Origin of the sequence: Kitasatospora sp. NPDC004615, assembly GCF_042873545.1 — a bacterium.
In the GTDB taxonomy this organism is placed as follows: domain Bacteria; phylum Actinomycetota; class Actinomycetes; order Streptomycetales; family Streptomycetaceae; genus Kitasatospora.
In genome coordinates, this window is sequence record NZ_JBIALQ010000003.1 from 193,685 (window position 1) to 218,851 (window position 25,167).

The 25,167-nt window shown below is 72.9% G+C and carries 28 protein-coding genes; 14 read left to right on the forward strand and 14 right to left on the reverse strand.

The genetic code is table 11. The annotated features are described in order from the left end of the window. Window positions 1-209: 209 nt before the first annotated feature. On the forward strand, window positions 210-1,658 hold the full coding sequence (locus tag ACFYS8_RS11965; RefSeq protein ID WP_387639350.1) for an MFS transporter: 1,449 nt from the start codon (window positions 210-212) through the stop codon (window positions 1,656-1,658). A 31-nt stretch (window positions 1,659-1,689) separates the two neighbouring features. On the opposite strand, the gene ACFYS8_RS11970 is transcribed toward ACFYS8_RS11965, so the two are convergent. Next, on the reverse strand, window positions 1,690-2,472 hold the full coding sequence (locus ACFYS8_RS11970; RefSeq protein WP_387639353.1) for a helix-turn-helix domain-containing protein: 783 nt from the start codon (window positions 2,470-2,472) through the stop codon (window positions 1,690-1,692). A 228-nt stretch (window positions 2,473-2,700) separates the two neighbouring features. On the opposite strand from ACFYS8_RS11970, the gene ACFYS8_RS11975 reads away from it, so the two are divergent. From ACFYS8_RS11975 to ACFYS8_RS11990, 4 genes are all read left to right on the forward strand, one after another. Then, window positions 2,701-3,369, forward strand: a complete 669-nt coding sequence (locus tag ACFYS8_RS11975) for a DUF4097 family beta strand repeat-containing protein (RefSeq protein ID WP_387639355.1) — start codon at window positions 2,701-2,703, stop codon at window positions 3,367-3,369. A 52-nt stretch (window positions 3,370-3,421) separates the two neighbouring features. Further along, window positions 3,422-4,456 carry an ATP-binding cassette domain-containing protein gene (locus tag ACFYS8_RS11980; RefSeq protein ID WP_387639357.1) on the forward strand — a complete coding sequence of 345 codons (1,035 nt, stop codon included), beginning with the start codon at window positions 3,422-3,424 and terminating at the stop codon, window positions 4,454-4,456. Continuing rightward, a complete protein-coding gene (locus ACFYS8_RS11985) occupies window positions 4,453-5,229 on the forward strand; it encodes an ABC transporter permease (protein WP_387639360.1) in 777 nt (258 codons plus the stop codon). Before ACFYS8_RS11980 ends, ACFYS8_RS11985 begins: the two co-directional genes overlap by 4 nt. A 151-nt stretch (window positions 5,230-5,380) precedes the next feature. After that, window positions 5,381-6,784, forward strand: a complete 1,404-nt coding sequence (locus ACFYS8_RS11990) for an alpha/beta hydrolase family protein (RefSeq protein ID WP_387639362.1) — start codon at window positions 5,381-5,383, stop codon at window positions 6,782-6,784. A 12-nt stretch (window positions 6,785-6,796) separates the two neighbouring features. Here ACFYS8_RS11990 and ACFYS8_RS11995 read toward each other — a convergent pair whose 3' ends face one another. From ACFYS8_RS11995 to ACFYS8_RS12015, 5 genes are read right to left on the reverse strand one after another with little or no spacing between them, the layout of a single operon-like run. Next, entirely contained in the window at window positions 6,797-7,678 is an 882-nt protein-coding gene (locus ACFYS8_RS11995) for a hypothetical protein (protein WP_387639365.1), read from the reverse strand. Further along, the gene (locus tag ACFYS8_RS12000; protein ID WP_387639367.1) at window positions 7,675-8,187 is read right to left on the reverse strand and encodes a SigE family RNA polymerase sigma factor; all 513 of its coding nucleotides are present in this window, start codon (window positions 8,185-8,187) and stop codon (window positions 7,675-7,677) included. The genes ACFYS8_RS11995 and ACFYS8_RS12000 overlap by 4 nt, the downstream gene beginning before the upstream one ends. A gap of 59 nt (window positions 8,188-8,246) precedes the next feature. After that, on the reverse strand, window positions 8,247-9,236 hold the full coding sequence (locus ACFYS8_RS12005; protein WP_387639370.1) for a transporter: 990 nt from the start codon (window positions 9,234-9,236) through the stop codon (window positions 8,247-8,249). Then, a complete protein-coding gene (locus ACFYS8_RS12010; RefSeq protein ID WP_387639372.1) occupies window positions 9,233-10,123 on the reverse strand; it encodes an ABC transporter ATP-binding protein in 891 nt (296 codons plus the stop codon). The genes ACFYS8_RS12005 and ACFYS8_RS12010 overlap by 4 nt, the downstream gene beginning before the upstream one ends. After that, window positions 10,117-10,305, reverse strand: coding sequence for a hypothetical protein (locus ACFYS8_RS12015; protein ID WP_387639374.1), 189 nt, complete (start codon window positions 10,303-10,305; stop codon window positions 10,117-10,119). Before ACFYS8_RS12015 ends, ACFYS8_RS12010 begins: the two co-directional genes overlap by 7 nt. Window positions 10,306-10,425: 120 nt before the next feature. On the opposite strand from ACFYS8_RS12015, the gene ACFYS8_RS12020 reads away from it, so the two are divergent. The 4 genes from ACFYS8_RS12020 to ACFYS8_RS12035 all read left to right on the forward strand — a co-directional run bounded on the left by ACFYS8_RS12020 (window position 10,426) and on the right by ACFYS8_RS12035 (window position 14,984). Next, entirely contained in the window at window positions 10,426-11,550 is a 1,125-nt protein-coding gene (locus ACFYS8_RS12020; protein WP_387639376.1) for a sensor histidine kinase, read from the forward strand. 103 nt (window positions 11,551-11,653) lie between these two features. Then, window positions 11,654-12,310: a response regulator gene (locus ACFYS8_RS12025; protein ID WP_387640692.1), complete on the forward strand. Its 657-nt coding sequence runs from the start codon at window positions 11,654-11,656 to the stop codon at window positions 12,308-12,310. A 123-nt stretch (window positions 12,311-12,433) separates the two neighbouring features. Further along, complete coding sequence (locus ACFYS8_RS12030) at window positions 12,434-13,627, forward strand: serine hydrolase domain-containing protein (RefSeq protein WP_387639379.1); 1,194 nt, start codon at window positions 12,434-12,436, stop codon at window positions 13,625-13,627. 154 nt (window positions 13,628-13,781) lie between these two features. Then, the gene (locus ACFYS8_RS12035) at window positions 13,782-14,984 is read left to right on the forward strand and encodes a serine hydrolase domain-containing protein (protein ID WP_387639382.1); all 1,203 of its coding nucleotides are present in this window, start codon (window positions 13,782-13,784) and stop codon (window positions 14,982-14,984) included. A gap of 56 nt (window positions 14,985-15,040) precedes the next feature. Here the strand turns inward: ACFYS8_RS12035 and gap are convergent, their stop codons facing one another. The 4 genes from gap to ACFYS8_RS12055 all read right to left on the reverse strand — a co-directional run bounded on the left by gap (window position 15,041) and on the right by ACFYS8_RS12055 (window position 18,837). After that, window positions 15,041-16,039 (reverse strand): type I glyceraldehyde-3-phosphate dehydrogenase, encoded by a 999-nt coding sequence (gap, locus tag ACFYS8_RS12040; protein WP_387639385.1) that lies wholly within the window; start codon window positions 16,037-16,039, stop codon window positions 15,041-15,043. 331 nt (window positions 16,040-16,370) lie between these two features. Then, entirely contained in the window at window positions 16,371-17,327 is a 957-nt protein-coding gene (locus ACFYS8_RS12045; protein ID WP_387639388.1) for a GlxA family transcriptional regulator, read from the reverse strand. A 65-nt stretch (window positions 17,328-17,392) separates the two neighbouring features. Beyond that, window positions 17,393-18,064, reverse strand: coding sequence for an NAD(P)-dependent oxidoreductase (locus ACFYS8_RS12050; RefSeq protein ID WP_387639390.1), 672 nt, complete (start codon window positions 18,062-18,064; stop codon window positions 17,393-17,395). Window positions 18,065-18,264: 200 nt separating this feature from the next. Further along, window positions 18,265-18,837 (reverse strand): DinB family protein, encoded by a 573-nt coding sequence (locus ACFYS8_RS12055; protein WP_387639393.1) that lies wholly within the window; start codon window positions 18,835-18,837, stop codon window positions 18,265-18,267. A 138-nt stretch (window positions 18,838-18,975) separates the two neighbouring features. Between ACFYS8_RS12055 and ACFYS8_RS12060 the strand changes: the two genes are divergently transcribed. Both ACFYS8_RS12060 and ACFYS8_RS12065 read left to right on the forward strand, forming a co-directional pair. Then, window positions 18,976-19,971 (forward strand): helix-turn-helix transcriptional regulator, encoded by a 996-nt coding sequence (locus ACFYS8_RS12060; RefSeq protein ID WP_387639396.1) that lies wholly within the window; start codon window positions 18,976-18,978, stop codon window positions 19,969-19,971. Further along, window positions 19,968-20,348: a MerR family transcriptional regulator gene (locus ACFYS8_RS12065; protein WP_387639399.1), complete on the forward strand. Its 381-nt coding sequence runs from the start codon at window positions 19,968-19,970 to the stop codon at window positions 20,346-20,348. Before ACFYS8_RS12060 ends, ACFYS8_RS12065 begins: the two co-directional genes overlap by 4 nt. Before the next feature lie 6 nt (window positions 20,349-20,354). On the opposite strand, the gene ACFYS8_RS12070 is transcribed toward ACFYS8_RS12065, so the two are convergent. Further along, window positions 20,355-20,876 carry a DinB family protein gene (locus tag ACFYS8_RS12070; RefSeq protein WP_387639401.1) on the reverse strand — a complete coding sequence of 174 codons (522 nt, stop codon included), beginning with the start codon at window positions 20,874-20,876 and terminating at the stop codon, window positions 20,355-20,357. A 4-nt stretch (window positions 20,877-20,880) separates the two neighbouring features. Continuing rightward, complete coding sequence (locus tag ACFYS8_RS12075) at window positions 20,881-21,681, reverse strand: VOC family protein (RefSeq protein ID WP_387639404.1); 801 nt, start codon at window positions 21,679-21,681, stop codon at window positions 20,881-20,883. 167 nt (window positions 21,682-21,848) lie between these two features. On the opposite strand from ACFYS8_RS12075, the gene ACFYS8_RS12080 reads away from it, so the two are divergent. After that, window positions 21,849-22,145 carry a hypothetical protein gene (locus ACFYS8_RS12080; protein WP_387639406.1) on the forward strand — a complete coding sequence of 99 codons (297 nt, stop codon included), beginning with the start codon at window positions 21,849-21,851 and terminating at the stop codon, window positions 22,143-22,145. A 194-nt stretch (window positions 22,146-22,339) separates the two neighbouring features. Further along, window positions 22,340-23,347: a hypothetical protein gene (locus ACFYS8_RS12085; protein WP_387639408.1), complete on the forward strand. Its 1,008-nt coding sequence runs from the start codon at window positions 22,340-22,342 to the stop codon at window positions 23,345-23,347. Here ACFYS8_RS12085 and ACFYS8_RS12090 read toward each other — a convergent pair. Beyond that, entirely contained in the window at window positions 23,335-23,934 is a 600-nt protein-coding gene (locus ACFYS8_RS12090; RefSeq protein WP_387639410.1) for a hypothetical protein, read from the reverse strand. The genes ACFYS8_RS12085 and ACFYS8_RS12090 overlap by 13 nt on opposite strands. 26 nt (window positions 23,935-23,960) lie before the next feature. Continuing rightward, complete coding sequence (locus tag ACFYS8_RS12095; protein ID WP_387639413.1) at window positions 23,961-24,470, reverse strand: SixA phosphatase family protein; 510 nt, start codon at window positions 24,468-24,470, stop codon at window positions 23,961-23,963. A 96-nt stretch (window positions 24,471-24,566) separates the two neighbouring features. Here ACFYS8_RS12095 and ACFYS8_RS12100 point away from each other — a divergent pair, with 96 nt between their 5' ends. Further along, window positions 24,567-25,151, forward strand: coding sequence for an HhH-GPD-type base excision DNA repair protein (locus tag ACFYS8_RS12100; protein WP_387639415.1), 585 nt, complete (start codon window positions 24,567-24,569; stop codon window positions 25,149-25,151). The last annotated feature ends 16 nt before the right edge of the window (window positions 25,152-25,167 follow it).

The following is a 25,167-nucleotide window of genomic DNA, read 5'->3' on the forward strand; positions in this document are numbered from 1 at the left end:
TCGTCGTCGGCCGAGTCGGCCCGGGCCGGTTTCGTCATCGGCTCCGGCGATGGGTGCCATCGGAAGCTTCCGCTTCCTCAACCGCCGTGCCGCGGCAAGAATTTCAGTGATCGCCCGCCGCTCACAAACCGGCCCGGCGAACCGCGGCGCCGCCGTCGTCCGGCGCGCCCGTCGCATCCACTCTTCTTCGCACCCTCGGGGGGACAGCTGTGCCCGGTGGACGGACCGACGCCCGGCGCGGGAACGGGCTGCTGCTGCTCGGAATCTCGCTCGGCTACTTCATGGTGATGCTGGACACCACGGTGGTGACCGTGGCGCTGCCCACGATCGGCGCGGACCTGTCGGGTTCGCTCGGCGGCCTGCAGTGGGTCTCGAACGGCTACACCCTCACCTTCGCCGCGCTGCTGCTCACCGCCGGTGCGCTGGCCGACCGCCACGGCGGGCGGCAGGTGTTCCTGGCGGGGCTGTGGCTGTTCGGCGCCTGCTCCGGGGTGAGCGCGCTGGCCGGATCGATGGGCGTACTGATCGCGCTGCGGGCGCTGCTCGGCGCGGCGGGCGCGCTGCTGCTGCCGGCCTCGCTGGCGGTGATCGCGCACGCCTGGACCGAACCGGCGGCGCGGGCCCGGGCGATGGGCGTGTGGGCGGCGATCAGCGGCAGCGCGCTGGCCGCCGGGCCGCTGGTGGGCGGGGTGCTCACCGACCGGTTCGGCTGGCAGGCGATCTTCCTGGTCAACGTGCCGGTGGCGCTGCTCGCCATCGCCCTGACGGTGCGCCACGCCCCGGCGGACCGGCCCGGGCCGGCGAAGGGTGTGGACCTGCCGGGTCAGCTCTACGCGGTGCTGGCGCTGACCGGGCTGACCTGGGCGCTGATCGAGAGCGAGCCGGCGGGCTGGGCGTCGCTGCCGGTGCTCGGCGGTTTCGCGGTGTTCGCGCTGGCGGGCGGGTCGTTCGTGGCGGTCGAACGCCGCCGGGAGGCCGCGTGGCTCGCCCCGATGCTCCCGCTGGGGCTGCTGCGCGACCGGACCCTCGCAACCGGGCTGTTCGCCGGGCTGCTGGTGAACTTCGGACTGTCCGGGGTGCTGTTCGTGCTCTCGCTGCACTTCCAGCGGGCGCACGGCCTGAGCGCGCTCGGCGCGGGCGTCGCGTTCCTGCCGCTGATGCTGCCGACAGCGTTCAACCCGGTCTTCACGGGACGGCTGGTGGGCCGGATCGGGGCCCGCCGCCCGGCCGTCGCCGGATTCCTGCTGATGGGCATCGGGGGGCTGGTGGCCGCCGCGGCGACCGCGGACTCGACGGCCGCGCGGGTGGCGATGGCGGCCGGGCTGCTGGTGCTGGGCTTCGGGGTGTCGTTCGCGATCCCGTCGCTGATGACGGCGGTGGTCGGCGCGGTCACCAAGGAGCAGTCCGGGATCGCCTCGGGCGCGCTGAACTCGGCCCGGCAGACCGGCGCGGTGCTCGGCGTGGCCGTGCTGGGCGCGCTGGCCGACACCGCCCCGGGCGGCTCCGGCACCCGGCTCGCCCTGCTGGTCGCCGGTCTCGCGCTGCTGGCCGGCGCGGCCGCGGTCGCCGCGTTCCTGGGCCGCCCGGCCGGACGGTCGAACCAGGCCGGGCGAGAGGCTCCAGCCCGGCGAGAAGCCCCGGCCCGGCGAAAGACCTGACCGGGCGAAAGACCTGACCGGGCAACGCAGTTCAGCGCTTGCCGCCGTCGCCCCCGCCCTCGGGGGTGTCGGCGGCTTCGGCGCTCTCGGGTGCGTCGGCGTTCGGCTCGGGCTTGACGAACAGGATGTCGCGGGCCTGTTCGGCCGTCCGGTAGAGGCTCTCGGTGACGAAGTCGAGGAACCGCGCGATGTTCTCCAGCCGGGCGGCGGCCGGGGTGCTGGGGCCGAGCACGGAGACGCCCTCCCGAGCGATGGCGACCACGGCGGAGTTGGCGCGGGCGCTGGCGAGGGTGGCCTGGTACCAGATGTCCTCGTCCAGCACGTAGCGCTCGCGGCGCCGGTCGTCGCGCTCGCGGCGGATCATGGTCTGCTCGTCCAGGAAGGCCACCGCCTTGGAGACGGACGCCGGGCTGACCTGGAGCCGCTGGGCGAGTTCGGCCGCGGTGAGGGTGCCCTCGTCGGTGAGCAGCAGCGCGGCGAGCACCCGGGCGGGCATTCGGCTCATCCCGGAGTGCATGAAGACCGTGGTGACGGACTCCTCGTAGGCGCGCACGGCCTCCGGGTCGCGCCCGTCGACGGGCCGGTCGGCGTACGGGTCACGGGGCAGCGCCGCGCGGCGCTGGGCGCGGTGTTCGGTGGCGCGGTGGGCGAGGTCGGCCCGGTAGCCGTTGGGGCCGCCGTTGCGCATGACCTCGCGGGTGATGGTCGAGGTCGGCCGGTCCAGGCGGCGGGCGATCTCGGCGTACGCCAGATCGTCGGCCAGTCCCAGCGCGATCTGCTGGCGTTCCTGCTGGGTGAGCCTGCCTCCCGGCATCGCGGTCTCCTCGGGTCGATCGGTGCGTGACGCGGTCCAGCATAGCGTTCACCCTTAGCCCATTGCAACGCGCGCCTTTCCGTCGTTGCGTTATCTCACGAGCCATTGCAACGATTTACTAGCTCTGAGCTGCGCAAACACTGATCGATTGCAACAACCTTCTTGCCGACTTCATGAACGCAACGTAGCGTTTCCACCATCAGAAACGACGCGCAGACGGAGTCCACGATGCAGAAGTTCGACACCCCCACCACGATCACCGCCGTCATCGACATCCCGGCCGGCCAGCTCCGCCTGATCGCCGCCGACCGCACCGACACCGTCGTCGAGGTGCGCCCCGCGAACCCGTCCAAGGACCGCGACGTGCAGACCGCCGAGCAGACCGAGGTGTCCCTCACCGACGGCGTGCTGCGGATCGTCACCGCCGCCTCGAACCACCGCCTGCTCGGCCCGAGCGGCACGCTGGAGGTGACCGTCCAGCTGCCGTCCGGTTCGCGGGTCGAGGCGAAGGCCGCCGACGCCGAACTGCGCGGCGTGGGACGGCTCGGCGAGGTCTCGTACGAGAGCGCCCGCGGCAAGGTCAAGCTCGACGAGACGGCCGGCGGCCGCCTGAGCCTCCAGGACGGCTCCGTCGAAATCGGCCGGCTCACCGGCTCGGCGCAGCTCGACACCCAGCGCGGCGACCTGACCGTCACCGAGGCGGTGCGCGGCGAACTGACGCTCACCACCCAGTCCGGGTCGATCACCGTCGGCGCCGCCCGCGGCATCTCGGCCTCGCTGGACGCCGGCACCGGCTACGGCCGCATCCACAACGCGCTGCGCAACGCCGACGACGTGCCCGCGCTCGCCATCCGCGCCACCACCAAGAACGGCGACATCACCGCCCGCACGGTCTGACCACCACCCCGCACCGCCCCACCAGCTCAGCGACAGAAGAAGGAGTTCTCCCATGACCGGCCTGGCCATCGCGGCGCAGGGGCTGCGCAAGTCCTACGGGGACAAGACCGTCCTCGACGGCGTCGACCTGTCCGTCCCGGAAGGGACCGTCTTCGCCCTGCTCGGCCCGAACGGGGCCGGCAAGACCACCGCCGTCAAGATCCTCTCCACCCTGATCTCCGCCGGCCCGGGCAGCGGGCCGATCCGGATCGGCGGCCACGACCTGGCCGCCGCCCCGCAGGCGGTGCGCGCCGCGATCGGCGTCACCGGCCAGTTCTCCGCCGTCGACGGCCTGATCACCGGCGAGGAGAACATGCTGCTGATGGCCGACCTGCACCACCTGCCCAAGGCCGAGGGCCGCCGGGTCGCCGCCGAGCTGCTGGCCCGCTTCGATCTCACCGAGGCCGCCCAGAAGCCCGCCTCCACCTACTCCGGCGGCATGAAGCGCCGCCTCGACATCGCGATGACCCTGGTCGGCAGCCCGCGGATCATCTTCCTGGACGAGCCGACCACCGGCCTCGACCCGCGCAGCCGGCACGGCATGTGGCAGATCATCCGGGAGCTCGTCACCGGCGGCGTCACGGTCTTCCTCACCACCCAGTACCTGGATGAAGCCGACGAACTCGCCGACCGCATCGCCGTCCTGCACAACGGCGTGATCGCCGCCGAAGGCACCGCCGCGGAGCTCAAGCGCCTCGTTCCGGGCGGCCACGTCAGCCTCCGCTTCACCGACCCGGCCGGGTACCGGTCCGCCGCCGACGCACTCACCGAGGGCGCCCGCGACGACGAGTCGCTGACCCTGCTGGTCCCCAGCGAGGGCAGCCAGCGCGCGCTGCGCTCGGTGCTCGACCGGCTCGACGCGGCGGGCGTCGAGGCCGACGCGCTGACCGTGCACACCCCCGACCTGGACGACGTGTTCTTCGCGCTGACCGGCGCACCCGCCGTCCCCGTCGAGTCCGTCCCCGCCCAGTCCGACGCCACCCAGTCCGACGCCGCATCCACCGCCCCGGCCGCCGCGGCCGCATCCTCGAAGAAGGCTGTCCGATGAGCTCGTTCGCCCTCGCCGTCCGCGACTCGTCCACCATGCTGCGGCGCAACCTGCTGCACGCCCGGCGCTACCCGTCGCTCACCCTGAACCTGCTGCTCACGCCGGTGATGCTGCTCCTGCTGTTCGTCTACATCTTCGGCAACGCGATGAGCGGCGGCGCCGGCCGCGCCGCCTACGTCGCCTACCTGGTGCCCGGCATCCTGATGATGACCATCGGCTCCACCGTGATCGGCACCGCCGTCTCGATGGCGACGGACATGAACGAGGGCATCGTCGCCCGGTTCCGCACCATGGCCATCCACCGCGGCTCGGTGCTGTTCGGCCGGGTGATCGGCAGCGTGCTGCAGTCGATGCTGAGCGTGCTGCTGGTCGGCGCGGTGGGTGTCGCCATCGGCTTCCGCTCGCACGACGCCACCGTGCTGGAATGGCTGGCCGCGATCGGCCTGCTGGCGCTGGTCGCGCTCGCCCTCACCTGGATCGCCGTCGGCATGGGCCTGGGCAGCCCCAACGCGGAGGCCGCCAGCAACAGCGCGCTGCCGCTGATCGTGCTGCCGCTGATCTCCAGCGCGTTCGTCCCGCTGCACTCGATGCCCGGCTGGTTCCAGCCGATCGCCCAGTACCAGCCGTTCACCCCCGCCATCGAGACGCTGCGCGGCCTGCTGCTCGGCACCCACATCGGCAACAACTGGTGGATCGCCCTGCTCTGGTGCGCCGCCCTCACCGTGCTCGGCTACGTCTGGTCCCGCTCGCAGTTCGACCGCGAGCCCAAGTAATCGCCCGACCCCGCCCCGGAGCTGACGCCACGTCAGCTCTGTCGGCGTTTCCGGGGGCTGTCCCCCCTGAGCTTCCGGGTGGCTGCCCCATCCCGCGGCGCCGCGCGATCGGAAAAGGTGGAGCGACCATCGACTACGGGGAGAACGCGCCATGGGTGGCAGACACCGAACGGCACACCGCACCGCACTACTGGGACTGATCACCCTCCTGCTCGGCCTGCTGATCACCACGCCCGCCACGGCGGACACCCAACTCGACCACACCGCAGTCGAGTTCACCAGCGCCGACGGCACCCGGCTGCACGGCGAACTGATCGCCCCGCACGGCGCGAGCGGCGCCCCCGGACTGGCGATGGTCGCCGGGGCCGGGCCGGTCACCATGGACGAACTGCGGCCCTCCGCCGAGGCCTACGCGGCACACGGCGTCCCCGCGCTGATCTGGGACAAGCGAACGGCCGGCTACTCCACCCTCCAACGGGACTACGGCCGGCTCGCGGACGACGCGCTCGCCGCCGTCCAACTCCTGCGCTCCCGGCCCGAGATCGATCCGAACCGGGTCGGCCTGTGGGGCCTGTCCGAGGGCGCCTGGGTGATCACGCTGGCCGCGGGCCGCACCACCGACGTGTCCTTCGTGGTGACCGCGGGCGCGTCCGGCCTCAGCCCGTCCCGCCAGGAGGCCTGGGCGTACGGCGAGTACCTGCGGCACGCCGGGATCACCGGCTCGCTGCTGCCCACCATGCAGCGCACGCTGATCCGCGAGCTGGCCGCCGCCAAGCTCTTCCCGGAGGCGGACTACGACCCGGTACCGGCCTGGGAGCGGCTCCAGGTACCGGTACTGGCCGAATGGGGGACGCTGGACCGCGAGGCCGTGCCCGCCGAGAGCGAGCGGATCGTCCGGGAGGCCTTGGACCGCGGCGGCAACCGCCACTACACGATCCGCACCATCCCGGACGTCCGCCACAATCTCCGGCGCACCTTCGACGACGGCTTCGACCGGCCGAGCCAACTGCCGGGCGACTACGCCGAGTTCGAGTCCCGCTGGATCGCCGGACTGGCCGCCGGCCTGCCGCCGGTCACCGTCGACGCCGCCCCCGCGCAGCAGTACGCCAGCCGGCCGCTCGCCCCGCTCCACTGGTACGAGTCGCCCTGGCTGCAGGCCGCACTGACCGCCGTCTGCCTGCTCGGCTTCGCCGGGCACCTGGCCACCAGCACCGTCCGCCGTCTTCGCCGCCGCCCCGCACCGGCCGGCCTCCCCCGCGCGGCCCGCTGGGCCGCCCTGACCGGCACACTCGCGGTCGCCGGCACGCCGGTCTACCTGCTGTACATGGCGCTCGTGGCAGCCGCCCTGCCCGGACCGGTCCTGCTCGGCTGGCCCGTCCCCTGGCTGGTGCTGCAACTGGCCGCCACGGCAACGGTGGTGGCGGCCGGAGTCACCGTGGCCGCAGCCGTCCGGAACCGCCCGGCGAGCGGCAGCCGGGTCCGGATCGGACTACTGGCGCTCTCGGGCGCGGCGTTCGTCCCGTGGGCGCTGTACTGGGGGCTGCTGCGCCCCTGACCCGCGTCGGGATCAGCCGAACTGGGCCTTCAGCTGGTCGATCACGTTCGACCAGACCGGGTCCAGGACGAGGGTCGTGAGCTGATCGCCGTTGAAAGCCGGCTGCACGATCGGCCCGCCCATCATCGGGGAGTTGTTCGCGCTGGCGGTGACGATGTTGCCGTCGGTGCGGTACAGGGCTGCCGACCACCGGTAGAAATCGCCCGCCGCCGGGGGGAGCTTGACCATCAGCACGCTGCCGTCGGGGCGCTGCGTGACGGTGCAGTTGGACATCCCGTCGCAGGTCGGATTCGGCTGGTACGTCGTCCCGGGCGCCATTCCCGGCATGTGGCTGATCTCGAGGCGGATGTCGGTGCCCTCCACCGGGCTCTTCGCGTCGTTGACGAGAAGCATCGTCGTCGCGACCCGGTACCGCACGCCCGATCCGGGCGCCGGGTCCGGATCGTCGTAGCTGTTGGCGATCCGGTAACCGGCCGGGATCCGCGCCGTGAGCAGCTCCTTCACCCTCGGATCGAGGACCGGGCTGTTGCTGGTCTTGGTCGACGGCGTGCCGGAGGGCTTGTTCACCTCCGACGGCTTGCCGGACGGCTTGGCCGACCCCGAAGGCTTGGTCGACGGCTCCCCCGACGGCTTGGACGACGCCTCCGGCCCGGACGCGGCAGCGGCGGCCGGCCCGATGCCCGTGGTGGTGGCCCCCGGGCCGCCGATGAACAGCGTCCCCATCGCGAGCGCGCCGACGGCGACGGCCGTGCCGGTCACGGTGGCGGCACGCAGCCGCTTGTTGCGGCGGCCCCGGCGCAGCAGGTCCGCCGTGGGTGCGGAGCCGGGCGGGAGCTGGCGGTCCGCCAGCACCTCCAGCGCGTGCGACAGGTCCTCATGGTCGTTGGTGCTCATGGGCTGACAGCCTCCTCGTTCTTCGACCGGTTCTTCGGAAGTGCCGTGCGCAGCCGGGCCAGGGCCCGGGAGTGCTGGCTCTTGACGGTGCCGACGGAGCAGCCGAGAACGCTGGCGGTGTCCTTCTCCGACAGGTCCTCCAGGTGCCGAAGCACCACCACCGCACGCTGCCGGGCGGGCAACGAGCGCAGGGCACGGTGCAGTTCGTCCGTCTCGCCGTACTCGTCGCCGGCCCTGCCGGGCAGGTCCGGCAGCTCGGCGGTGAGGGTCTCCCGGCGTCGCCGACGCCACCAGCTGACGTGGCCGTTGACGAGCATCCGCCGCAGGTAGGCGTGCGGGTCGTCGGTGGCCATCCGGTGCCAGCGGACGTAGAGCTTCACCAGGCAGTCCTGGAGCAACTCCTCGCCGCGGAGCCGGTCCCCGGTGATCAGGGTGGCCGTCCGTAGATGTCGCGGCCAGGCGGCCGCGACGAAAGCGGTGTAGAGGTCGTCCTCGGTTCCTCGCGTCACACCGACCACACGCCCGAGCCCGTCCGAAAGGTTGTCAGCTCTTCCGATCGATTCTCCGGTCAGTCGGCGCGGGTGCGCAGCCGACGGACGGCAAGGGCGGCGGCAAAGGCGGTGAGCAGGGCGAACAGGGCGCTCTCGACGACCTGGAAGGTCCAGTAGCGGTCGGCAGGCTGCTGGGTGATCTCCACGTGGATCCGGTGGTCGGCGAGGCAGCGGGGCAGGTCGGCGAGCGAACTGTGGTCCATGCAGTCCTGGAACCAGTCACTGTGCCCGACGGGTGCGCCGCTCTCGTCGAGGATCGCGCTGGTGTCGATCACCCACGGGCCGCCGGGGACGCGCAGGCCACCGATGTCGCCGTAGGTGCCGATCTTGCTGAGGTTGGCGACGATCGGCGCGGTCAGCTGCACACTGGTCCGCTCGGGCGCCTGGTAGTGCGGCCGGACCAGGGCCGGAACGGCCAGCTGGACGGCGGTGAACACGGCGAGCGTCGTGGCCATCGCCGGCACGGTCCGACGCAGGTGGAGTCCGAGGGTGGCCCCGAGCACGGACGCGAAAGCGGCGTACGCGGCGGGCACCAGCCCGTGCGAAGCAAAAGCCACCGGCTCGAAACGCGCGCCCTCGACGGCGACGACGGGGCCGGTGGCCCAGCCCAGCAGCAGCGAGACGAGCGCGACGGCAAGCGTGCAACTGCCGCCCACCACCGCCAACTTGACCGCCAGCCAGCGGCGGCGGGTGATGCTCTGGTTCCACACCAGCCGGTGCGTACCGGCCTCGAACTCGCGGGCGACCAGCGGCGCACCGCAGAACACGCCGAGGACGACGGGCAGCACCAGCAGCAGATAGCCGAGCAGGTCGGTGCGCAGCCGGTAGCGGTCCGCGAAAGCCCCGAGCGGGCCGGCACAGTCCCGGCCACCGCAGTGCTCGAGGACGTCCTGGTGCGCGTGCTGGATGCCGAGGCCGAGCACCAGCAGGTAGCCGCCCAGCAGGAGCAGCGCGGCCAGGCCGATCACGGCCTGGGTGCGGAACTGGCGCCAAGTCAGCCAGATCATCGACGGGCCTCCGGTCGGGCGGCGGCCGGCTGCCCGGGGCGGGCGGCGCGGGCCAGGTGGGCGAGGACGAGTTCTTCCAGGTCGGGCGCAGTGACGGTGAACGGCCCGTCGGACAGCGGCCGTTCGAAACGAACCAGCGCGGTCGCCGGGTCGGTGCGGGTGAGCACCGTGACGTCCGCCGGGAGCGCGTCGAGGTCGGCGGGCCGGCCGGTCAGCCGGGCGTGCTGAGCGATCAACGGCTCTATGTCGCCGTGCAGTTGGACCCAACCGCGGGCCAGCACCACCAGGTGGTCGCAGACCCGGGCGACGTCGGGCAGGGCGTGCGAGGAGAGCAGGGCGGTGGCGCCGAGTTCGGTGACGGACTCCATCAGGTGGTCCAGGAAGGCGTGCCGGGCCAGCGGGTCCAGGGCGGCGGCGGGCTCGTCCAGGATCAGCAGGTCGGGGCGCTTCGCGGCGGCCACGGTCAGCGCGAGCTGGGCGCGCTGACCGCCGGACAGCCGTCCGGCCTTCTGCCGGGGGTCCAACTCGGAGCGGGCAAGCCTGCGTTCGGCGAGCGCGGCGTCCCAGCGCGGGTTGAGGCGGGCGCCGAGCCGCAGGTGCTCGGCGACGGTGAGGTCCGGGTAGACCGGGGTGTCCTGGGCGACGTACCCGACCCGGGCCAGGTGGTCGGGGCGGGTACCGGGCTCGGTGCCGTGCACCAGGATCCGCCCCGAGCTCGGGCCGATCAGCCCGCAGGCCAGCTGCATCAGCGTGGACTTGCCGGCGCCGTTCGGCCCGACCAGGCCGACCACCCGACCCGCCGGAATGCTCAACTCGACGTCGGCGAGCGCGAGTCGGCGCCCGTACCGCTTGCCGAGACCGACGGTCTCCAGCACCGGCGTCACCACTGCCCGTCCTCCGCTTCCTGCTCGGCGCGCCGCGCCCGACAGGCCCGCACCAGGCGGTACCCGCCCCAGCCGAGCGCGATCAGCACGCCCAGTTGGAGCGCCCACCAGGCGTAGAGCAGCGGGCTGCGTTCGGTCTTCTCGGCCACCGCGAGCAGCGCGGCACCGGCCAGTGATGTGGTCATGGCCCCACGCTGCCGTTCGGCGGCAGGCGCCCACAGCGGCCGAAGGTACGGTCCGGACGGGAACGGGGTCGTACTTTCGGCCGGTTCGCGGCGGCCGCGGATTCCCCTACCGTGGCGGCCGTGAGGCGAACGGCGATGGTGGGGAACGCGGTGCTGGGCGCGGGATTCGCGCTGGTACTGCTGGTGATGGCCGCGCAGTACGCGGCGCAGGGCCGGGTGTGGGCGCTGGACGCGGCGACCGGCGCCGTGGTGTGCGCGCTGGCGCTGGGCCGGGAGCGGCACCGGGGCGCGGCGGCGGCCCTCGGCCTGGCCGTGGCCGGTGCGGCGGCGCTGATCGCGCGGGAGGCGGGACTGCCCGGGGAGCCCGGCGCGGCAGCCGTGTTGGGCCTGCTGGTACTCGGCGGATCGGCAGTGCGGACGCTGCCGTGGCGTCCGGCAGCGGCCCTCGGCGCGGCAGGACTGGCCCTGATGACGGCGGGCCTGCTGGCGGCCCCCGCCCCGGCCACCTCGTTCCGGATCGGCATCGAGGTGTGGGCGCTGGCCCTCGCCGCCGGCCTCGGCCTACGGCTCCTCGACCACCGCCGCAGGGCCGCCGCCGAGTCCGTCCGCCGGGACGAACGACTGGCGCTGGCCCGCGAGTTGCACGACCTGGTGGCCCACCACATCACCGGCGTCGTGGTCCAGACCCAGGCCGCCCGGATCGTCGCCCGCAAACGCCCCGAGCAACTGGACGAGACCCTCGCCGGCATCGAGACGGCAGGCGCCGACGCCCTGTTCGCGATGCGCCGCGTGGTCGGCCTGCTACGGGCCGCCGACGACACCCCGGGAACCGCGCCCACCACCCCCGGCACCGCCGAACTCGCCGCCCTGGTACGGCGGTTCGACGACCACGGACCCACCGTCCAACTGCACCTCCCGGACCAGAACGCCACACCCTGGCCACCGGAGGTCGCCACCACCGTGCACCGCATCGTCCAGGAGTCACTCACCAACGTCGCCCGGCACGCCGCCCACGCCCGCACCGCCCAGGTCACCGTCGCCCACCCGCCCGGCACCCTCACCGTCACCGTCACCGACGACGCCCCGCCCGGCCACACCCGCCACCTCCGCCCGGTCGGCTTCGGCCTCCTCGGCATGCGCGAACGCGTCGAAGCCCTCGGCGGCACCTTCACCGCAGGCCCCGCCCTCACCGGCGGCTGGACCGTCCACGCCGAACTCCCCGTCCCCACCGGCGCCGCCCGATGACCACCCGCGACCTGCCCGCCGCCGCCCGAGACCGGCAGCCCACCCAACTCGGCCCCCTCCAACGCAACTTCACCGCCACCCCCGGCCAGAACGGCGCCACCCGATAACCATCCGCGTCCTGCTCGCCGACGACCAGGCAATGATCCGCGGCGGCCTGCGCCTGATCCTGGAGGACCAGGACGACATCACCGTGGTCGGCGAGGCCACCGACGGCCCCGAGGCGGTCGAACTCGCCCGCCGGCTGCGCCCCGACGTCTGCCTGGTCGACATCCGGATGCCCGGCCTGGACGGCATCGACGTCACCCGCGCACTGGCCGGCCCCGGCGTCCAGGACCCGCTGCGGGTGGTCGTCGTGACCACCTTCGACCTCGACGAGTACGTCCACGGCGCGCTGCACGCCGGCGCGGTCGGGTTCGTGCTCAAGGGCGCCGCACCGGCCCTGCTGATCGAGGCGGTTCGCGCCGCGCACGCCGGCGACGCCCTGATCTCGCCCTCCCTCACCCTCCGTCTGCTGCGCGGCCTCACCACCCCCACCGCCCCGGCCGCCGCCCCGCCCGGCCGGCCGCTCTCCGCCCGCGAGACCGAGGTGGTCCGCGCCATCGCCCGGGGCCGCACCAACCAGGAGATCGCCGCCGACCTGTTCATCACCCTCAGCACCGTCAAGAGCCACCTGACGGCCGTCCAGCAGAAGCTCGGTGCCCGCAACCGGGTCGAGATCGCCGCCTGGGCCTGGCAGCACAAGCTGATGGACCACCCCTGACGCCTCCCTGGGCCCACACTCCGGGTCCGATCGGGGTCCGCCCCGGATGACCCGACGGCAGCCGAGCGAAAAACTTCTCCACGTCAACAGGCAGCACGGGAACGGACGTTGGGGGACACGGGGATGCACGCGAACACCACGGGACGCAAGCTGGCAGGCACGGCCGCGATCGGCGCGATGGTCGTCGCCCTCACCGCCGGAACCGCCTCCGCCGCACCCGCCACGCCCCCGAACGCGGCCGCGCTCCGCGCCTCCATCGCGGGCTATCCGAACGACCAACTCACCAGCGCCGTCGTGCTGGTGGGCGGCGACACCGGCCGCTGGTCCGGCACCTCCGGCACCGGCGACCCGGCCACCGGCCGCCCGGTGAAGGCCGACGGCGAGTTCCGGATCGGCAGCATCACCAAGGTGTTCACCGCCACCGTGCTGCTCCAGCTGGCCGCCGAGCACCGCGTCGACCTGGACGGCACCGTCCAGCAGTACCTGCCCGACGCCCTGCCGGACGGCTACCCGGCCGTCACCGTACGGCAGTTGCTCAACCACACCTCCGGCCTGCCGACCGGCGGCGACCTGGGCGAGGACGACGGCAGCGAGGCCTGGTTCGCCGCCCACCCGGGCGCGCGTTGGAGCCCCGAGCAGGTGGTCGCCGAGGCGATGACGCACCCGAAGGAGTTCATGCCCGGTGCCGCCCAGGAGTACAACGGCACCAACTACTTCGTGGCGGGCCTGGTGATCGAGAAGGTCACCGGCCGCAGCTTCGCGCAGGAGGTCAACGACCGGATCCTGCGCCCGCTCGGCCTCCACCACACCTCGGCACCCGCCGCCGACGACACCTCGCTGCCCGACCCGACGGCCCACGCCGTGCTCGCCGTCCCCCGCCCCGACGGCGGCACCACCCTCGCGGACGTCACCCGGCAGAGCCCGTGGCCGTGGGCCGAGGGCGGCATGATCTCCACCGCGCCCGACCTGGAGCGTTTCATGTCCGCGCTGCTGCACGGCGAGCTGCTGCCGCCCGCCCAGCAGGCCGAACTGTTCGCCGTCCCGGACGTCCCGAACTTCCGCAACCACAACTGCGACATCGGCCCCACCGCCGGAAGGGCCTGCTTCAGCACCGCCCTGATGCGCTTCTCCCCCGCCCCGGGCGTCGAGTTCTGGGGCAAGACCGGGACCAGGCCGGGCTACTCCAGCGGCGTCTTCGCCACCCGTGACGGCTCCCGCGACCTGGTCTACTCCTTCACTCCCACCAGCCGCTTCGGCGCCCCGTTCGCCGCCCAGTACCGGGTCTTCTCCGCCGCGTTCGACCTGCCGGCGAACTGACCCCCTGCGACACCGGGCTGCCGCCCCTGACCCGCACCGGGGCCAGACCTCGGGGGCGGCTCAGGGTCCGTCCCGGATGACCGGGCCGCGACCCCCACGAAACACTGATCAACGTCAACAGGCACAGCAGAAACAAAAGTTGGGGGACACGGGGATGCGCGCGAAGACCACGGGACGCAAGCTGGCGGGAACGGCCGCGATCGGCGCGATGGTGGTCGCACTCGCCGCCGGAACCGCCTCCGCCGCACCCGCCACCACCGCCACGCCCCCGAACGCGGCCGCGCTCCGCGCCTCCATCGCGGGCCTGCCGAACGACCAACTCACCAGCGCCGTCGTACTGGTGAACGGCGACGGCGGCCGCTGGTCCGGCACCTCCGGCACCGGCGACCCGGCCACCGGCCGCCCGGTGAAGGCCGACGGCGAGTTCCGGATCGGCAGCATCACCAAGGTGTTCACCGCCACCGTGCTCCTCCAGCTCGCCGCCGAGCACCGCGTCGACCTGGACGGCACCGTCCAGCAGTACCTGCCCGACGCCCTGCCGGACGGCTACCCGGCCGTCACCGTACGGCAGTTGCTCAACCACACCAGCGGTCTGCCGACCGGCCTGGGGCAGTTCCCCGACGACGGAACCCCGGAGTGGTTCGTCGCCCACGCGAGCGACAGCTTCACCCCGCAGGAAGTGGTCAGGCGGATCATGGCCAACCCGAAGCAGTTCGAGCCGGGCACCGCGCAGCAGTACAACGGCGTCAACTACTACCTGGCCGGCATGGTGATCGAGCAGGTCACCGGCCACAGCTACGGCCACGAGGTCAACGCCCGGATCCTGCGGCCGCTCGGCCTGCACCACACCCGGGTGCCCGACGTCGCCGACACTTCGCTGTCCAACCCGAGCGCGCACGCCGTCCTCGCCGTCACCCGCCCGGACGGCAGCACCGGCCTGGCGGACGTCACCCGGCAGAGCCCGTGGCCGTGGGCCGAGGGCGGCATGATCTCCACCGCGCCCGACCTGGACCGCTTCATGTCCGCACTGCTGCACGGCAAGCTGCTGCCGCCCGCCCAGCAGGCCGAACTCTTCGCCGTCCCCCATGTCCCGAACAACCAGAACGACCACTGCGACATCGGCCCCACCTCCGGCTGGGCCTGCTTCAGCACCGGCCTGATGCGCTTCTCCCCCGCCCCCGGCATCGAGTTCTGGGGCAAGACCGGCAGCCGCCCCGGGTACACCAGCGCCGTCTTCGGCACCCGCAACGGCTCCCGCGACCTCGTCTACTCCTTCACCCCGACCTCCCGCCGCGGCGCCTCCTCCGAGTCGCAACTCCGCGTCGCCGCCGCCGCGTTCGACCTGCCGACCGGCTGACCCCGGCACGCGAAAGGGCCCGCACCGTCCAAGCGGTGCGGGCCCTTGCCGTGGCGTCAGCTCGCGGCGAGCAGCTCCAGGCTGTCGATGACCCGGTGCGAGAAGCCCCACTCGTTGTCGTACCAGGCGACCACCTTGACGTGGCGGCCGTCGACCCGGGTGAGCTCGGAGTCGAAGATCGAGGACGCCGGGTTGCCGACGATGTCGGACGAGACCAGCGGGTCCTCCGAGTACTCCAGCACGCCCGCGAGCTTGCCGCCGGCGGCCTCCCGGTAGGCGGCGAGCACCTCCTCGCGGGTGACGTCGCGGGAGACGGTGGTGTTCAGCTCGACGATCGAGCCGACCGGGATCGGCACCCGGATCGAGTCGCCGGACAGCTTGCCGTCCAGCTGCGGCAGCACCAGACCGATCGCCTTCGCGGCACCGGTGGTGGTCGGCACGATGTTGACGCCGGCGGCGCGGGCCCGGCGCGGGTCGCGGTGCGGACCGTCCTGGAGGTTCTGCTCCTGCGTGTAGGCGTGCACGGTGGTCATGAACCCGTGCTCGATCCCGGCCAGTTCGTCGAGGACGGCGGCCAGCGGCGCCAGCGCGTTGGTGGTGCAGGACGCGTTGGAGACGATGGTGTGCACGGCCGGGTCGTACGCCTCGGTGTTGACGCCGTAGGCGAGCGTGACGTCGGCACCGTCGGACGGCGCGGACACCAGGACCTTCTTCGCGCCGGCGGTCAGGTGCGCCCGGGCCGCCTCCGCGGAGGTGAACCGGCCGGTGGCCTCCAGCACGATGTCCACACCGAGCTCGGCCCACGGCAGGTCGGCCGGGTTGCGCTCGGCGAGCACCTTGATCCGGCGGCCGTCCACCACCAGGACATCACCCTCGACGGTCACCGGGCGCCCGAGCCGGCCCGAGGAGCTGTCGTACGCCAGCAGCCGGCCCAGCGCGGTCGGCTCGGTCAGGTCGTTGACGGCAACGACCTCCAGCTTGCTGTCGCGCTCCAGCAGGGCGCGCAGCACGTTGCGTCCGATGCGGCCGAATCCGTTGATGGCGATGCGGGTCATGGCAGGTGCCCTTCTGTCCTTCTGAGCGGGGTGGACTCCTCCACTTTCGCTCGCGGACCGGGCCGGTGGCAGTGGCGTCCGTGCCACGGTTCGAAAGGATCGTGCCAACCACCGAACCCAACGGGAAAACGCTTTCCCTCCGCGCCCAGAAACCGCTTCCCCTCCGCCTCCCCCGCCGCCGCCAAGCGCTTCCCCTCCGCCCCCGCCTCCCCCGCCGCCGCCAAGCGCTTCCCCTCCGCCCCCGTCTCCCCCGCCGCCGCCAAGCGCTTCCCCTCCGCCCCGTCTTCCCCGCCGCCGGAAAGCCCCTTCCCTCCGGGAACGGAAAGCGCTTTCACTCCCCCTTGGTGAACGTCCGCCGGTACTCGCTCGGCGTGGTCCCGAGGATCTGCTGGAAGTGCGTACGCAGATTCGCGCCGGTACCGAGTCCGGTCTCGGCGGCGATCCGCTCGACGCTCCGCTCGGAACGTTCCAGCAGCTCCCGGGCCAGGTCCACCCGCGCCCGCAGCACCCACTGCATCGGTGTGTACCCGGTGTCCTCGACGAACCGCCGGGAGAACGTGCGTGGCGAGACCGCGGCGTGCCGGGCCAGCGTCCGCACCGTCAGCGGCTCGTCCAGCCGGTGCAGCGCCCACTCCCGGGTGGCGGCGAACCGCTCCCCGATCGGCTCCGGCACGCTGCGCGGCACGTACTGCGCCTGCCCGCCGCTGCGGTACGGCGCGGCCACCAATCGCCGCGCGGTGTGGTTGGACGCGGCCACCCCGAGGTCGCGGCGCAGCATGTGCAGACACAGGTCGATGCCGGACGCCGCGCCCGCCGAGGTGAGCACGCTGCCCTCGTCCACGAACAGCACGTTCTCGTCCACCCGCACCCGCGGATACTTCGCTGCCAGCGCCCGGGTGTAGTGCCAGTGCGTGGTGGCCCGGCGGCCGTCCAGCAACCCGGTGGCGGCCAGCGCGAACGCCCCGGTGGAGATCGCCGCCAGCCGGGCCCCGCGGGCGTGCGCCGCGCACAGCGCCTCGACCACGGCGGCCGGCGGGTCGTCCCGGTCGGGGTGCCGGTAGCCGGGGACGAACACCGACTCCGCCCACTCCAGCGCCTCCAGCCCGTGCGCCACGTGGTACGACAGCCCGTCCCCGCCCGCCACCAGCCCGGGCGCCGCCCCACACACCCGCACCTCGTACGGCATGCTCGCGCGGGTCGAGAACACCTGCGCCGGGATCCCGACGTCGAGCGGCTTCGCACCGTCCAGGACCAGCACGGCCACGCGGCGCAGACGAGGAGCAGACATCCCTTCAGCCTAGGCGCCCACCCGACCGGCCCCGTCCGACCGGCCCCGTCCGACCTGCGCCCGGCTCAGTCCGCGATGCCGAGAATCTGCCCGACCGTCTCCGGATCCCCCAGGCTGCGCAGCATGCAGTGCGCGACATCGGCCCGGGACACGGCGGAGCCACCGCGCACGTTCCGGCCGTACGCGGTCCGGTAGTCGCGGGTGAGCGCCTTGTCGGTGAGCCGTGGCGGCCGCACCACCGTCCAGTCGAGGCCGCTGGCGAGCACCGCGTCCTCCATCCGGGCCAGGTCCGCGTAGTGCGCGCGCAGCACCCGCTTCACCAGCGGCGTCAGCAGGTACCGCATCACCGGCCCCTCCCCGGGGTCGTGCCGCGGCGGGTGCGGCCGGTCCGGGGACGGCACGGTGCCGATCGGCGCGGCGCTGACCACCACCAGCCGCCGCACGCCGGTCTGCCGCATCGCCTCGATGACCGTCCGGGTGCCGTGTTCGGCCACCCCGATCCCGGCTTTGCCCACCGCGCCAAGCCCGGACAGCACCGCGTCCGCGCCCTCCACCGCCGCCCGCAGCTCAGCCGCACCGGCGGTCGCCAGGTCGGCCTTCACCACCCGCGCCCAGGGCTGTTCCCCCAGCTTGGCGGGGTTGCGCACCACCGCCGTGACGTCGTGCCCACTCGCCAGCGCCTGTTCCAGCAGCTGCCGGCCGATGCCCCCGGTGGCGGCCAGTACGGTCAGTCTCATCCATCGCCCCTTCTCTCCCACACAGCCCAACGGCCTCGATCGCCTTGACGCCGCCGCCCGGCACGTTGTGACACGCCACCCGCCCAACCCGCCCCGCCGAACGCAAAACACCGAACGCAAAACACCGAACGCAGAACGCCGAGGGGCCCGCACACCTGACACTCTGTCAGCTGCGCGGGCCCCTCGACGTGCTCCAGGCCTCAGCCCATGCTCTTCGCCCCGTCGATCGCTTCCCGGATGATGTCGGCGTGCCCGGCGTGGTGGACGGTCTCGGCGACGATGTGCATCACGGTGCGGCGGGCGGACCAGCTCTCCTTCTGGTTGAACCAGGGGGCGGCGGGCAGCGGGTGGGACGCGCCCAGGTCGTCGAGGCCGGCCACCAGCTCGTCGGTGGCGGCGGCCACGGCCTCGTACGCGGCGAGCACGCCGGCCAGGGTCTCGCCGGGGAGCATCCGGTACTCCTGGGCGCGGCGCTCGTAGTCGGCCTCGGTGAAGTTCATGAAGTCGGGCATCGCGGACGTACCGAACTCGATGAACCCGGCCCAGGTCCGCTCCCCCGAGGTGACGTGCTTGATCAGGCCGCCGATGCACAGCTCGCTGACGGTGCTGCGGTGCCCGGCCTGCTCGTCGGTCAGGCCGCGGGCGGTCAGCCGCAGGAAGTGCCGAGCCGCGCGAAGCCCCGCCACCAGGTCGGCCTTCTCGCCGGTCAGCCGCTCGTCCGTGACGGTGGCCGCGGGGTACTCGTTGACGGTGGTCTCGACGGTCTCGGTCATCGGCTCGCCTCTCGATAGCAACTGCGCTTCTCCGCACCGGAGTTCAACACCGTTTTCGGCGGTGTCTCGCTCTCTCGTGTTCCACACTAGAAGCCATTCCGGTCAGTTTCCGGCCGCAATTCGAGCAGGATGAACCGCATGGCCGACACCAGTGCCCGCACCCTGCGGCTGCTCACCCTGCTCCAGTCCCACCGCTTCTGGCCGGGCGAGGATCTCTCCGCCCGGCTCGGCATCTCCGCCCGCACCCTGCGCCGCGACGTCGACCGGCTGCGCGAGCTCGGCTACCCGGTGGAGGCCCGCCGCGGCGTGGACGGCGGCTACCAGCTGGCCGCGGGCGCCGCGCTGCCGCCGCTGGTGATCGACGACGAGGAGGCGGTTGCCCTGGCCGTCGGCCTGCAGGCGGCGGCCGACGGCGCGGTGGAGGGCCTGGCCGAGGCCTCGGTGCGGGCGCTGGCGAAGGTGGTGCAGGTGATGCCGGCCCGGCTGCGCCGCCGGATGGAGGCGCTGCGCACTGTAACGGTCCCGGCCGGCTGGCGCGGCGACGGCGGCAACGACGCCGCCCGGATCGACCCGGACGCCCTCACCGCCGTCGCGCTGGCCTGCCGCGACACCGAGCGGCTGCGCTTCCAGTACGGCACCGCGGACGGCCGCGCCGGCGAACGCCACACCGAGCCGCACCACCTGGTCCGGCTGGGACGGCGCTGGTACCTCGTCGCCTACGACCTCACCCGGCACGACTGGCGGACCTTCCGCCTGGACCGGCTCACCGCCCCCGCACCGACCGGCGCCCACTTCCTCCCCCGCACCCTCCCGGCCACCGACGCCGCCGAGTTCGTCCGGGCCGGCCTGTCCGGCCAGTCCCGCCCGCACCGCGTCGAAGTGCTGCTCGACGCCCCCGCGGAGACGGTCCGGCAGCGGATCGGGACCTGGGCCGAGATCGAGGAGCTGGACGAGGACCGCTGCCGGATCCTGATGAACTCCGAGTCGCTCGACTGGCCCGCGATGGCCATCGGCTCGCTGGACATCGACTTCCGGGTCGTCTCCCCACCCGAACTCACCGCGCTGCTCGCCACCTGGGGCGAACGCTTCACCCGCTGCACCCGCCCCGACCAGCAGGCAGAATCGGCCCCGTGACGACTCAGCAGCTCCTCACCCCCGCCGAGGCCGCCGAACTCTCCGGCTTCAGCCTGGACACCCTGCGCTACTACGAACGCATCGGCCTGCTCACCGCCATCACCCGCGCCACCAGCGGCCACCGCCGCTTCACCCCCGACGACCTGGCCTGGCTGGGCATCCTGCGCTGCCTGCGCGACACCGGCATGCCCATCGCCGACATGCGCCGCTACGCCGAACTCGCCCGCACCGAAGGCCCGGCGAGCCTCCTCGACCGCATCGCCCTGCTGGAACAGCACGACACCGCCGTCAACGACCACATCGCCCTGCTGGAACGCCAACGCACCCACCTGCGCGAGAAGATCGACTGGTACCGCAGCCTCCTCCCCGCCGGCTGAGACCCGTCAGCCCATCGTTCGCTGCCCGTCCAGGGCCTCGCGGAGAATGTCGGCGTGCCCGGCGTGCTGCGCGGTCTCCGCGACGATGTGCAGCAGGACCCGGCGGACGCTCCACTCCGCACCGGGTTCGAACCAGGGCGCGGACGGCAGTTGGTGTTCGCTGTCGAGGTCGAGGGTGGCGATCAGGCCGTCGGTGTGTTCGGCGACGGCCCGGTAGCGTTCGAGCAGGACGTCCAGGGTCTCGCCGGGCAGCATCCGGAACTGGTCGGCCCAGGCTTCGGCGTCCTGCGGCGCGCCCTCGGAACGCATCGCCTCGGCGCCGCCGACGGCGAACCGCATCCAGCGTTCCTCGACCCCGGCGACGTGCTTGATCAGCCCGCCGAGGGTGAGTTCGCTGACGGTGGTGCGCTGCTGGGCCTGCTCGTCCGTCAGGCCGCGGACGGTGTAGCGCAGGAAGCCGCGGTGCTTGTCGAGCGTGCTGAGCAAGTCGGCGCGTTCGCCGGTGAGTTCGGGCCGTGGGGTGACCATCGGTTCAGGACACCTCCACCGTGGCCGGCATCTCGCCCTCGGCGGCGGCCGGGTCGATCAGCGAGAACGCCGCGCCCTGCGGGTCCACGAAGGACGCGAACCGCCCGAACGGGGTGCTCATCGGCCCGAACACCTTCTGCCCGCCGGCCTTGGCGACCCGCTCGACCGCCGCGTCGCAGCCGTCCACCACGAAGTACACGCTGATGAACGACGGTACCTGCGCGGGCACTTCGGGCGTCATGCCCATCGAGCCGAGCACCGGCACGTCGCCGAGGCTGAAGACCCGGTAGTCGACCTGCTCGTCGGCGAGCTTCCGGACGCCGTAGGAGAACACCTTCGGGAAGAAGGCGTTGGCGGCGGCCGGATCCCGGGTGAACACCTCCGCCCAGCCGTAGCTGCCTGGCACGTCGCGCAGTTCGAAGCCGGCGTGCTCACCGGCCTGCCAGATGCCGAACACCACGCCGGCCGGGTCCTTCGCGAGCGCCATCGAGCCGAAGGTGCCGACCTTCATCGGCTCCAGCAGCAGGGAGCCGCCGGCCGCCCGGATCCGCTCCGCGGTGGCCCCGACGTCCGGCGAGGCCAGGTAGAGCACCCAGGCGGACTGTCCGGGGCCCTGCCCGGGCATCGGCGGGACGATCGCGGCGACCGCCTTGCCGTCCCGGTACGCCTGCGTGTAGTTGCCGTACTCGGTGGAGGATTCGCCGAACGTCCAGCCCAGCACGTCACCGTAGAACTTCTTGGCGCCCTCCAGGTCGGTGAACATCGCGTCCGCCCAGACCGGGGTGCCTTCGGGTTGCGCAGCCATGGTGCATCTCGCTCCGCTGTCGGGAATCGGGGATCCGCGGCGCGCCGAAGAGCCGGCCCGCGGACAGAAGCACATGCAGTGCCACGCTAACCAGCTACCCGCCCCGCCACCACACGACGGGCTTTCACCACCCGCGAACCGCAGACGACCGTTGCACGGCAGTGACGATGCCCGCACGGATCGAGGTCATCCGGCTGCGAATCTTTGGTCATCACCCGAACGGCGACCTGGTGTCCGTCCGCTCGATCGGCGGGCACAACCACATCTTCGGGCGGAGCAACGACACCCGCCAGGAGCGCGACCTCACCCCGGACGCCCCCGTCAGCTTCACCGAGCCGGTCGTCTCGCACGACGGCACCACCGTCGCCTCCCGTGGCCCGGACGGCGTCCACACGCTGCCCACCAGGGGCGGGACGCCGCAGAAGGTCACCGACCGGGTGGGCCTGCCGACGTTCCGGGGCTGATGCCCCACCTGTCCCGATTCGCCTATTCGGTTTCCACAAACCTAAATTGACGCACTGATAGCCCGAACGGCCCCGGCTTCCGGACTGTTGTCGCTTACTGACAGGATGTGTACGAGGCACATGCCTGTTGGCGGCGGCCCGGTCTTCGGCCGGGCCGCCGCCATACGTAGATCCGTTCCATGGGGGAGTCTTTGATGAGCGAACGCACCCGTCTGCGCCGGTCCGCCGCCGCCCTGCTGGTGGCCGCGGTCACCACCGGGTCGGCCCTGCTGCTGACCGCCTGCGACCCGGAGGGCGGCGACACCGGGGGGACCGCCGCTCCCAGCAGCACTGCCAACAGCCCGTCCTCCGACGCCCCGGGCGGCTCGACGGCCGGTTCGTCCGCGCCCGCCGCCGCGGGCGGCAAGCTGAACAAGACCGCCGGCACCAAGGTGACCGTCAGCACCGGCACCAACACTGTGCTGATGGACGGCAAGGCCGTCGACTTCGGCACCGTGGTCCGCGACCTGGCCTGGTCCCCGGACGGCAAGCACGCCGCGTTCATCGACGGCAGCGGCAACCTGGAGACCTCCGACCCGGACGGCAGCCACAAGACCGTCATCGCCAAGGCCCCGTCCGGCGAGACCTGGTCCCACCCGACCTGGCAGGTGTACGGCCCGGACGAGCCGCACGGCGCCGGCACCTTCCTGCTGTTCACCGCGGACGACAAGAAGACGCTGAAGCTGCTGTCCGTCGAGGCGAAGGCCAACGCCAAGCCGGCACCGCTGTCGGTCGGCGACTCCGAGGCCGAGAAGCCGCTGCCGGAGGCCGGGAACCAGTGGCCGAACTCGGCCGGCAAGTTCGGCATGACGGTGTACGCCAACAAGACCGACGGCCAGGTCTACTTCCACGACGTGGTCTCCCGCACCAACGGCGGTGTGGTCACCAAGGGTTCGCAGCCCGCGCTCGCCGACGACGGCGAGGTGGTGTTCGTCCGCTCGGTGAACGGCCACGCGCACATCTTCGCCAAGGCGCAGGAGCAGGGCTCCAAGGAGATCGACCTGACGCCGGACGCCACGGTGGACTACACCGAGCCGGCGATCTCGCACGACGGCAAGTCCGTCGCGTTCCGCGGCCCGGACGGCATCTACACCATGCCGACCAAGGGCGGAAAGCCGGACAAGATCACCGACACGGTCGGCCTGCCCGCCTACCGTTCCTGAGCCATCCGGGCCAACTCGGCCTGGAGATTCGGGAGTTGCTGCTCGGCCAGGTCGTGCGGCAGGCACTCCACCGGGTCGATGAAGCGGAACAGCACCCGGGTCGGAGTGATCGCGAACTCGTAGTCCTCGAAGCCCACCACGGCACCCAGCTCGCCCCGGGCGGCCCCGCGCACCACGTGCGCGGTCAGGTCGTCCGGGGCCATTTCCTGATCGGCGGTCACCTGGCGGCGGGCGTTCGGGCGGCCCAGGTACGGGCAGACCATCGACGCGTACAGCATGCACGCCCGGTGGCCGGGGGCCTCCATGGTGGGCGCCATGTTCCGGTACGGCCGGCCCGCCGCCAGCGCCTCACCGATCGCGGCCGCCTCCTCCCCGCCGACCACCCGCCACACCGGGCCCCGCGGCATCAGCGTGTTGCACACCGAGCACAGCCGCTCGCGGGCACAGGTGGCGGACCGCTCGTAGTCGGTCAGCCCGAACTGTGGGTGACCGTCCTCCCACGGCGTGATCGCGGGCACCGGGTAGCCGCGCTCGTCACGCGGGCGGGAGGCCACGGCGGGCGGCTTGGGCACGGAGTCGAAACGCATGCCCCATGCCTATCACGCCCTACAGCTCACCCACGCGGTACCGCAAAGTCGGTCAACTCAGCACTTCCCGGGACGAGTTGACCCCACTCCCCGGGCACCTCCAGGACGGCGATCCCCGCCGTGGAGAACTTCTCCCGCAGCCGCTCCAGCGGCTCGCTCTCCCGCTCCCCGGCCAGCGCCAGCACCAGCTCCTGCACCTGCGGCCGGTGCCCGACCAGCATCGCGGTGCGCACCATCGGCGGCAACTCCCGCACCAGGCCGATCAGTTCGTCCACCTCACCGCGGTAGGCCCGGGGCTCCAGGACGAGTTCGGGCGTGCCACCGAGGGCCGGCTCCGCCAACTCCCAGGTCTGCCGGGTGCGCACCGCCGTCGAGCACAGCACCCGGTCCGGCACCAGCGCGTGCGCGGCCAGCCAGCGCCCGGCCGCCGCCGCGTCGGCCCGGCCGCGCTCGGCCAGCGGGCGCAGCTCGTCCGGAACGTCCGGCCAGTCCGCCTTGGCGTGCCGCAGCACGATCAACCGCCGCTGTTGGGTCATCCACCCAGTGTGGCCCGCCCCGCCGGTGGTGTGTTGCGGGACGCGCCGCCGAACGGCGGCTGCCAGGATGGGAATCCCGACCCCCTGGAGCCCGCCATGGCGCCCGCCGTCCACCTCGCCCAGCAGGACGACGCCGACGAACTGCTCGGCCGCAGCCCGCTGGCCGCCCTCACCGGCATGCTGCTGGACCAGCAGGTCCCGATGGAGAAGGCGTTCAGCGGCCCGCTGGTGATCGCGCAGCGGATGGGCGCGGACGACCTGGACGCGCACGCCATCGCCGCCGCCGACCCGGAGGCGTTCGCCGCCCTGTTCGCCGAGAAGCCCGCCGTGCACCGCTACCCCGGCTCGATGGCCAAGCGGGTCCAGCAGCTCTGCGCCCACCTGGTCGAGCACTACGACGGCGACGCCGAGGCGGTCTGGCGCGACGCCCCCACCGGCAAGGACCTGCTGACCCGGCTGAAGGCACTGCCCGGCTTCGGCACCCAGAAGGCGCAGATCTTCCTGGCCCTGCTCGGCAAGCAGTACGGCGTCCGCCCGACCGGCTGGCGCGAGGCGGCCGGCGCGTACGGCGAGGAGGGCTGCCACCGCTCGGTCGCCGACATCACCGGCCCGGAGTCGCTGCTGAAGGTGCGCGCCACCAAGCAGGAGGCCAAGCGCGCCGCGAAGGCGGCCAAGGGCTGAGCGGCACCCCCGCACC